The 8,875-nt window shown below is 57.0% G+C and carries 10 protein-coding genes; 2 read left to right on the top strand and 8 right to left on the bottom strand.

The window, feature by feature from the left end; all coding sequences use genetic code 11:
- Nucleotides 1–369: 369 nt before the first annotated feature.
- From NE562_RS15235 to proC, 4 genes are all read right to left on the bottom strand, one after another.
- Nucleotides 370–969, bottom strand: coding sequence for a zinc dependent phospholipase C family protein (locus NE562_RS15235; protein ID WP_280963273.1), 600 nt, complete (start codon nucleotides 967–969; stop codon nucleotides 370–372).
- Between the two features lie 167 nt (nucleotides 970–1,136).
- Nucleotides 1,137–2,009: a radical SAM protein gene (locus NE562_RS15230; RefSeq protein WP_280963272.1), complete on the bottom strand. Its 873-nt coding sequence runs from the start codon at nucleotides 2,007–2,009 to the stop codon at nucleotides 1,137–1,139.
- Between the two features lie 75 nt (nucleotides 2,010–2,084).
- On the bottom strand, nucleotides 2,085–2,399 hold the full coding sequence (locus NE562_RS15225) for a hypothetical protein (RefSeq protein ID WP_280963271.1): 315 nt from the start codon (nucleotides 2,397–2,399) through the stop codon (nucleotides 2,085–2,087).
- Between the two features lie 98 nt (nucleotides 2,400–2,497).
- Complete coding sequence (proC, locus tag NE562_RS15220; protein ID WP_280963270.1) at nucleotides 2,498–3,310, bottom strand: pyrroline-5-carboxylate reductase; 813 nt, start codon at nucleotides 3,308–3,310, stop codon at nucleotides 2,498–2,500.
- A gap of 555 nt (nucleotides 3,311–3,865) precedes the next feature.
- Here proC and NE562_RS15215 point away from each other — a divergent pair.
- Together NE562_RS15215 and NE562_RS15210 are read left to right on the top strand one after the other, a co-directional pair.
- A complete protein-coding gene (locus tag NE562_RS15215) occupies nucleotides 3,866–4,759 on the top strand; it encodes an FUSC family protein (protein ID WP_280963269.1) in 894 nt (297 codons plus the stop codon).
- 53 nt (nucleotides 4,760–4,812) lie between these two features.
- Nucleotides 4,813–6,180, top strand: coding sequence for a sodium-dependent transporter (locus tag NE562_RS15210; protein WP_280963268.1), 1,368 nt, complete (start codon nucleotides 4,813–4,815; stop codon nucleotides 6,178–6,180).
- A 49-nt stretch (nucleotides 6,181–6,229) separates the two neighbouring features.
- On the opposite strand, the gene NE562_RS15205 is transcribed toward NE562_RS15210, so the two are convergent.
- From NE562_RS15205 to NE562_RS15190, 4 genes are all read right to left on the bottom strand, one after another.
- The gene (locus NE562_RS15205; RefSeq protein ID WP_280963267.1) at nucleotides 6,230–6,868 is read right to left on the bottom strand and encodes a chloramphenicol acetyltransferase; all 639 of its coding nucleotides are present in this window, start codon (nucleotides 6,866–6,868) and stop codon (nucleotides 6,230–6,232) included.
- Between the two features lie 95 nt (nucleotides 6,869–6,963).
- Nucleotides 6,964–7,599 (bottom strand): PrsW family intramembrane metalloprotease, encoded by a 636-nt coding sequence (locus NE562_RS15200; RefSeq protein ID WP_280963266.1) that lies wholly within the window; start codon nucleotides 7,597–7,599, stop codon nucleotides 6,964–6,966.
- On the bottom strand, nucleotides 7,587–8,222 hold the full coding sequence (locus tag NE562_RS15195) for a permease (protein WP_280963265.1): 636 nt from the start codon (nucleotides 8,220–8,222) through the stop codon (nucleotides 7,587–7,589). The genes NE562_RS15200 and NE562_RS15195 overlap by 13 nt, the downstream gene beginning before the upstream one ends.
- Nucleotides 8,219–8,857 (bottom strand): hypothetical protein, encoded by a 639-nt coding sequence (locus NE562_RS15190; RefSeq protein ID WP_280963264.1) that lies wholly within the window; start codon nucleotides 8,855–8,857, stop codon nucleotides 8,219–8,221. The genes NE562_RS15195 and NE562_RS15190 overlap by 4 nt, the downstream gene beginning before the upstream one ends.
- Nucleotides 8,858–8,875: the final 18 nt, after the last annotated feature.

The raw sequence follows: 8,875 nt of genomic DNA, 5'->3' as shown, positions 1-8,875 counted from the left end.
GCGGCTGGGCTGCCCGCGCTGGTGTCGCTCCCCTCGCGGGGGCGTGGATTGAAATACCGAGGACATGGCGGCTGGGCTGCCCGCGCTGGTGTCGCTCCCCTCGCGGGGGCGTGGATTGAAATCACCTGTGGAGCGTTCGCAAGGCAGCGTAAGCGGCCGTCGCTCCCCTCTCGGAGGCGCGGATTGAAATATTACCGTATAGCCTTTTTTTCGTTTCACGCGAAGGTCGCTCCCTCGTGGGCGCGTGGATTGAAATATGGCGGACGGTGGCGTTGCTCTGATTGGCATGGTATGACTCTCTTAATAAGGCCGCACAGCAAAAACACCCGCCGCAGAAAATCTGCGGCGGGTGTTTTATAATACCTATTTTTAAGCGAGCGCGGCGGCCGAGGCTTCCTCCGGCACATACGCAATATTGATCACCGAAAGCACCAGCATGGCGGTGGCGCGGCAAACATGCATGATGTCGTCATCGATGCAGTGGCGGCGCTTCTGCTCGCGGTAGCTGCCGTGCATGCCCTCGATGCGGGAGATCAGCGCGTCCACAGTCAGGGGCGGGATGATCGGCCCGGCCCAGCGTTCAAAGCGGGCCTCGGTCATGCGGCGGCGTATAACAAGCGCGATGCGCTTTTCATACACATAATGCGCCAGCAGGTTGCGGTCATATATATCGTCGTTATGCGGATAAGTAAAGAAGTCGGTCATAAAGTGGCAGATCTCACCGAGATCGACCGAAAGCTCGTGGCCGTTATCCGGCCCGATCGTGTAGCGCTCGGTGAACGCGCGAATCTTTTCCATCACTTCGTCAAACATGAGGGAGGGATAGTGGCGCTTGGTCAGGTAGGTGCCTGTCAGGTCGGGCTTCAGGTTGCCGTAGACAAAACCGCCGCGGTCAAAAGTCACGCCGCAAGTCTGTTCAACATAGTCGAGCAGCAGGTGCGCGACCCTTACGTGGGAAACGGAATCCATTAACAGTCCTCCAACCGGAATACTCGTGGCTATTCTTATCTCAAAATACGAAACCAGTATACCACAAAAAAGCGCGTCTGTCCCGTAAAATTTGAAACTTTCACAGAATTAACACCTCAGGGCGATAATTCTATTGTTTTTGCATAAAATTTTACACAAATTTTTATTTATCTTGCTCGGTACGCTTCACTGCGGAAACCAATCTTCCCCTCAAGCGCCTGCCGCAGGCGGCTGCACATATCCTCGCGGTCGCGGTTGAGCGTGCCCGCAAGATTGACATAATTCGAGGCGTGATTGGCGCGGAACACACTGCCCTCGGCGTCGATATGCTCCAAAAGCGTAAGCGTTTCCTCCGCGATCTCTATAGGGTTCATCAGATAGAAGCGTCCTTCCTGCCAGTCGCGCATCAGCGGGGTGGGCAGTTCAAACAATAGGGTGAGCAGGCCGATGTATTCCGGCTTCATACGGGAAAGCGCCTGCGCGGTTTGAACGGCGTGCTCTTCCGAAAGCTCCTTGGAGCCAAGGCCCGCGATGCAGGTGACGGATAGCTTCATGCCCGCTTGCTTGACCATTAGCCCCGCGCGGACGATCTCATCGGCGGTTTCGCCCTTATTGATACGGCGCAGCACCTCGTCCGAACCGGATTCCAGACCCAGATAGATCATGTCCAGACCGAGCGAGTGCAGCAGATCAAGATCGGCCTGCTGCTTAACCAGAATGGACGCGGGCGAGCCATAGCTCGTCACGCGCTCGCATTCGGGGAAAAGCTCGCGGATATAGCGCAAGATCTCTGCCAGATGCGCGGGGCGGCACATGAGCGCGTCGCCGTCGGCCAAAAAGATGCGCTCGACGCGGCGGTACTGGCGGCGCGCGATATCAAAATCGTGCTTGACCTCCTCCAGCTTCCGCACGCGGAACTGCTTTTCCTTGTACATATCGCAAAAGGTGCATTTATTGTGGCTGCACCCGATCGTGACCTGCACGATCAGGCTGTAAGCCTCGGACGGGGGCCGAAAAACGCGGCCTTCGTATTCGATCATGGCGTATTGCTCCTTCCATTTGCAGAAAACAACAGGCGGAGAATGGCTTCTCCGCCCGCAGATATTTGGTTTGGTTTATGCCTCTTCGTCCGTATCGTCCGCCGGTTCGGCGTCTTCCTCGTCCTCCGGCTCCTCTTCGGGCACGGATTCATCGAACGAGTCCTGATATTCAGCATCCGCCGCGGCGCATTCTTCGGCGCACGAGCAGGAATCGCATTCGGATTCGGCGCGCATCATTTCTTCCAGCTCATCCATCGCCTTCAGTTCGGCCTCGTGATAAACTTCTTCTTCGCGCTTTTTTTGTAATAAGATGGCCGCAGTGGTAGCGCCGGCCGCAACCGCTAGGCTCATCAGAAGCATACCTGTTTTAAATTTCGTCGATTTTTTCACGGTATCCACTTCCTCTCATGATTCTGGATACAATCACTTTACCACACAGGGCGTGCAAAGTCAATAAATCGATTGCAGGCGGCGCTGTATGATTCCGTTTATTTACCCAATTCATAGGCGCGGGCGATGCACTTATCGCTTGCTTCGGCAAGGATACCGGCAAGGCCGCGCGTTTCGATCACGTTCATGGCTTCCAGCGTCGTGCCGCCGGGCGAACAGACCGCGCGGATCAACCCGGCCGGGGATTTGCCGCCCGCGAGCAGCATTTTGGCCGAGCCGATCATGGTTTGACAGACCAGCTCGAGCGCCTGCCGCTCGCCGATGCCGTGCTGCTCGGCGCTCTGCACCATAGCGTCCGCGAAGGCATAAACATAGGCCGGGAACGAGCCGTTATAAGGAATGACTTCATTGAGCATTTGCTCGCCCGCAAACACGGCGGTAACGCCCATGGTGCCGAACAGCTTGACCGCGAAATCCAACTGACCATCCTCTGCCGCCGCGTTTTTCACCAATGCGGACGCGCCCTCGCCGATCATCAGCGGCGTATTGGGCATAATACGAATGATCGCGGTATCCGCGCCGAGCGCTTTTTCCATTTTTGCAAAGGTCACGCCCGCCGCGATGGACAGAAGCAGCGGCTTTTCCTCTGGCGTATTGGCGGCCAGTACCGGCAAAAGCTCGTCAAAGTTTTGCGGCTTGACGCCCAAAACGACGGTATCGCAGTTCTGGTACACCTCGGTATAGTCGCCGGTCACGGCGTAGCCCGCGGCGGCGTTTTTCGCCCGTTTTTCCTCGCTGCGGTTAAACAGCAGCACCTGCTGGGGCGTAAAAAAGCCCGCGCGCACCGCGCCCTCTGTGATCGCCATTCCCATATTGCCCGCGCCGATGACGCCGAATTTATATTGCTTCATTAATAAACGCTCCTTATTATATAGCTGCTTTACAGCTATTATACCGCAGCGGCAGGCAAACGAGAGGTCTCGTGCATCCGATAGGCGCCGCTGATGGTATAATGATTTTAATCCGAGTATAATAGCTGCTTTACAGCTATTATACCACAGCGGCAAAGAAAAGTAAGCACTAAACATCCCGTTAAGCGCCGCTGGTGGTATAATGATTTAATCCGTGTATAATAGCCGTTTTGCGGCTAGTATACCACAGCGGCAAGGCATTTTAAAGCAATCGGCACTCATTATGGCGCCGCTGGTGGTATAATTAATTTTATCCGGGTATAATAGCCGTTTTGCGGCTAGTATACCACAGCCTTGTTTCACAGGGCGGTAAAGCTGAAAATTTATTTTTGGGTTGTAGAATCGGCCCATCCATGGTATAATAGCCGCGAAACGGCTATTATACCGCCTATTAAATCATTATACCACCAGCGGCGCTTAGCGAGTGCTAATAGCTTTATTTGCTCCTGCCGCTGTGGTATAATAGCGATATTATATTGTGGAGGCGTATACCATATGAGCAAGCTGCTGCCGCACGTCGGTTTGCGGACTGTCAAAACGGCGGCCGCGGTTGCGACTGCGTTGCTGCTTGCCGATCTGCGCGGCAGCCCGGCGCCGATATTTGCCGCGATCGGCGCTATTGTTGCGATGAACCGCACACTTGGGGACGCTGTCCAGTCCTGCCTGACCCAGCTGGCAGGCATTTTTTTCGGCGCGGGCTTCGGCTGGTTGTTCGTCACGCTGCTGCCCGGTTACCGGTATGTGGGCATTGCGGTCGGCATTGTCGCGCTGATCCTTCTGTGCGTGCGGCTACAGCTGCAATTTGCCGTGCCGCTCGCGTGCATCGTGTTCGTTTCGATCTGCCTATCGCCGGCGGACGGCGCGTTTCTGTATGGCGTAAACCGCTTGTTCGACACGTCGATCGGTCTGGGCACGGCGCTTATCATCAATATCGCGGTAAAGCCCTACAACAACCGGCGGCAGATCGCCCAGCTTTTCATGCATTATTTGCAAACGCTGCCCGATTACATCGGCGCGCGCGTGGCAAGGGGCGGCTACCCCGATCTTTCCTCGCTGCAGGCGCAGCTTGGCCGCATCGGGGACGAGCTTGCGATCTATGAGAAGCAAAACCTGTTCCGCCACGCGGACCACGACCGGCAGGCCGTTTATCTGCGCGGCTGCGAGCAGCTCGCCGGGACCATGCTGCAGGAGCTGACCGCGCTTTGCGCGATGGATGAATCCGGCCGCATCGGGCGGGAAAACGCGGCGCGGCTGCAAACATTAGGGGTGGAAGCCACACCCCTGCCGGAAGGCGCGACGCCCTGTCAGGCGGATATCGTGGCGGACTATCATCTTTCCAATCTGCTGGACGCATACGGCTATCTGCGCGATTTTAACCTGATGGAATGAACCCGCCGGGGGTAAGGCGGAAAAAGAGAAACGATAAGGAGTTTTCATGTAACATGGAGAAAAAGAGAAGTAGTTTTTCCAGCCGCATCGGCTTTGTGCTGGCCGCGGCGGGCTCGGCGGTGGGGCTGGGCAATATCTGGCGGTTCCCCTATCTGGCGGCCAAGTACGGCGGCGGCATTTTCCTGCTGGTATACCTGATCCTCGCCGTTACCTTCGGCTTCGCGCTGATGATCACGGAGATCGCGATCGGCCGCCGCACCGGGTTGAGCTGCATCGGCGCGTATAAGGCGCTTGATAAGCGTTTTTCCTTCCTCGGCTGGCTGGCCGCTCTGGTGCCTGTCATCATCACGCCGTACTACTGCGTCATCGGCGGCTGGGTGGCGAAATATTTCTTTGAATATGTATCCGGCGGCGGCGCCGCGCTTGCGGGCGATTCTTATTTCGGCAACTTTATCGGCTTTGTCGGCAGCGGCCTGTTAGCCACGCCGCTGTTCTGGTTCCTTCTGTACGTGCTGCTCACCGCCGTTGTCGTGCTGTTGGGCGTGGAAAAGGGCATTGAAAAAGTATCCAAATTCCTTATGCCGGTTTTGGTGCTTCTGTCCATTGTCGTGGCGGCCTTCTCCTTGACCATGCCGGGCGCGATGGAGGGCTTAAAATTCTACCTGCTGCCTGATTTTTCGGACTTTTCCTTTACCACCGTGCTGGCCGCCATGGGACAGATGTTCTACTCCATGTCGCTCGCCATGGGTATTATGATCACCTACGGTTCCTACACGCAGCAGGGCAATCTGGAGCGCTCGGTCGGCCAGATCGAGATTTTCGACACCGCGATCGCTTTTATCGCGGGTCTGATGATCGTACCCGCCGTCGTCGCCTTCAACGGCGGCGACCCCTCCGGTATCAACGCGGGCCCCGGTTTGATGTTCGGCACGCTGCCCAAGGTGTTCGAGCGCATGTGGATGGGCCGCGTGGTGGGCTGCGCGTTCTTCCTGCTGGTGCTGTTCGCGGCGCTCACCTCGTCCATTTCGCTGATGGAGACCGTGGTCTCCATTGTGCGCGATAAGCTGCACTGGGGCCGCCGCTCCGCGACCATGCTGGTCACCGCGGTCATTCTGGTTCTGGGCGTGCCGTCCTGCCTTGGCTACGGCCCGCTCGCCTCGGTACAAATCCTCGGCATGGCGTTCCTTGATTTCTTCGATTTCATTTCCAATTCGGTTCTCATGCCGGTCGTCGCCTTCCTCACCTGTATTTTGGTGGGCCATGTGGCCGGTACCAAGATTGTTTCGGAGGAAGTCGAGCATACCTTCGTCTTCCACCGCAAGCGCCTGTTCGAGGTCATGATCCGCTGGATCGCCCCGATCATGATCGTCTGCATCCTCGCGGGCGAACTGCTGCGCGTGACCGGTATCATTTCGATCTAAGCCTGATTGATTAAAAAAAACAGCAACTCCCTATGGAGCTGCTGTTTTTTTATTGGGGAAACAATGTTTTGCCCACCGTCTCCAGCTGCTGAAAAAAGCGGCTGATATGCAGGCCGTCGTTGACGGCGTGCGAAAACTCCCCGGCGACCGGCAGCAGGATGCGTTCCCCCTCGCGCCGGAACCTGCCGAACAGCGTGAAGGGCGTGAAATCCTCCTTGGGGCTGCCGCCAAAGCCAAAGGCCGTAAAGCCCAGCTCCGGCGTGATCGAGATACCGCAGATATTCTCCGGCAGCTTGGGGTCGCAAAGCAGCCTGCCGCAGGTTTCCGCCTGTGCGTAATCCTTCGAGAAAGACTCATAAAACGCCGTAAAATCGGACGTGTACGCGGTACATTTCATAGAGAACAGCGCGCGGTCGTCCAACCGCGGCACGGTATAGTATGGGTGCACCACATCCCATAGACCAATGTTCCCCTGCGTATCGCGGGCATAGCGGAACGCCTGATCCTGATTGATCACCCTTGCCGCGCAGTAGACCAGCGCGGGGTACAGCCGCAGGCCGCGCCGCTTGATTTGTCCATATAGCGCCGTAATATCCACATCGGCCGTAATGTAGATCGCCGTTTTTTGAAAGCACTCCAGATATTCCTTGCGCTCCCAGCGTTCATAGTCGATAGGCGTAAAAAACATACGCGCGGTCTCCCCCTCTTTTGCCGTCTATTCTGCCACTATTTTAGCATAATCGGCGCGAGAAGTCGAGTCAGGCTCTTTTTATTGCTTCATCGCTAATAAGACAAAAAGGGCAGTCTTAACGTGCTTTTTTTGCGCGCCAGATACAAGAGCCCGTAAAGCGCCAGCGGCATGGCCATGCCAAGAATGTAGCAGCTCGATTGGATCAATAGATTAAACAGGGCGTGCATCGTGATCGCCATGGACAAAAGTCCAAAAATACCGGTATAGAACAGCTTTTTGTGCTTGTGCACATAGGTGACGCCCGCGCCCACCGCCATGGTGCAAAGGCCGTGCATCAGGCTGGCCGAAAAGCCGCGCAGCGCCGCCCAGCCCAGCGTGACCGCCTCGATATTCTGCACCAGAATGACCGTGTTCTCCACGATGGCGAAGCCAACGCCGACCGCCATCGCGACCGGCAGCACGAGCTTGCGGTCGTCCTCCAGAAAAACGGCGTAGACGAACACGGGCGCTGCCTTGAGCAGCTCCTCCACGACCGGCGGGATCACCTGCGTAAACGCGCGGGGCGGCAGTTCGGCGAGCGGATAGAGCAGCGTGTTTACCTCATACGCCGACACGGCCGTTACCGCGCCCAACAGCAGAAAAACGACCAGCCGGCGCGCCCGTTGATCCAAAATGGGCAGCATCAGCAAAAGGGGCAGCGTGATGCATAAAAAGATCACATAAACCATTTGCGCACTCCCCTTTCCGCCACGGGCAGCAGGAACACCAGAATCAGGCAAGCGCCGATGCCCGCCGCCGTCTGTACGTTCGGGAGCAGCTGCGGAACCTGCGTTAGCGTTTCGCACAGGCAAAACAAAATGACCAGAAAGTTATAGGGCCGCATGACCCGGATGATCCCCATCTCGACATCGGGCAGGATCAGGTGCTTGCACGCAAAATACAAGGTCAGACCGACGGGGACCGCCAGCAGCAGAAGCGGCAGACAGGCCGCCGGGCCGCTTTGCACGACGGCGGACAGCGCGATTCCCGCGATCAGAAGCGGCGCGAGCAGCGCCGCGAGGCGGTAACCGCGGTATGCCGCCTCGCCGCCGTCCGCCAGTCGGTCGATCGCGCCGAAATAGGCGGAAAGCAAAAAGAAATACGCGCCGATATTGCCCAGCACCCCCACATGGAAGCCGCGGGGCGGCGCTTGATACACCAGCGTGTAACACGCGGTGAACAAAGCGCCCATGAGGTAGCTGATACAGCCGTATAAAAGGATTTTAAAAAATAAAGGCAGTTTTTTTCGCGTGCAGGCAAATACGCCGTAGCAGACGGCGGCCAGCGCCGCGCATAAACGCATCGTGGTCATAGGTGGCTTCTCCGCTGTCTGGAACGCTCGATCGCCCACATGGCCGCCATACCCAGAATGACGCCCACGATCAGGCTGGTGGCAATGGGCGGCAGATCGGTGTTTCCTATTCCCGCGGTGGAAAACAGGCTTTGTCCGCGCGAGGACGAAGGCATCGAGGAAGAGGCGTTATACTCCCCCATAGTGTTTTGTACCTTGACCATTAACTGCTGCGTTTCCAGTCCCAGCTTGTCGAACTGATCCTCCAGACTGCCGGTCACCTTGCGCCACTGCTGCGCGCTGTACCCGCCCGCAGCCGCGCGGTCGTAATTCAAACGGTTTTCATCCAAATACCGCTTCATATCGGCGGGCATCTGCGTGGGTTTGCCGCTGGTTTCCGCCTGTCTTTGCAAATCGCGGGCCTGATTTAGGTATTTCGCCGCCTCCCCTGCCTGCGCTTGCTTTTCTGTGACCTGCGCCATGAGCGCCGACATGCTTTTGGTCTGCTCCTGCTGTTTGGCCAGTTCTTCCCGCATTTGATTCATCCGGTCGATCGCGCTTTGACTTGGTCCGATCAAGCTCCCGACGGCGAACGCGGCGGGAGACAGCGACAGGAGCATACAGAGGGCCAAAAGCAGCACGCGTAATTTTTTCATAACGGTTTCTCCTCTCTT

Origin of the sequence: Butyricicoccus faecihominis, from assembly GCF_024462775.1 — a bacterium.
Classification (GTDB): Bacteria; Bacillota; Clostridia; order Oscillospirales; family Butyricicoccaceae; genus Agathobaculum; species Agathobaculum faecihominis_A.
Note: the sequence above shows the minus strand (reverse complement) of the source record. Positions and strands in the feature narration are given on the sequence as shown.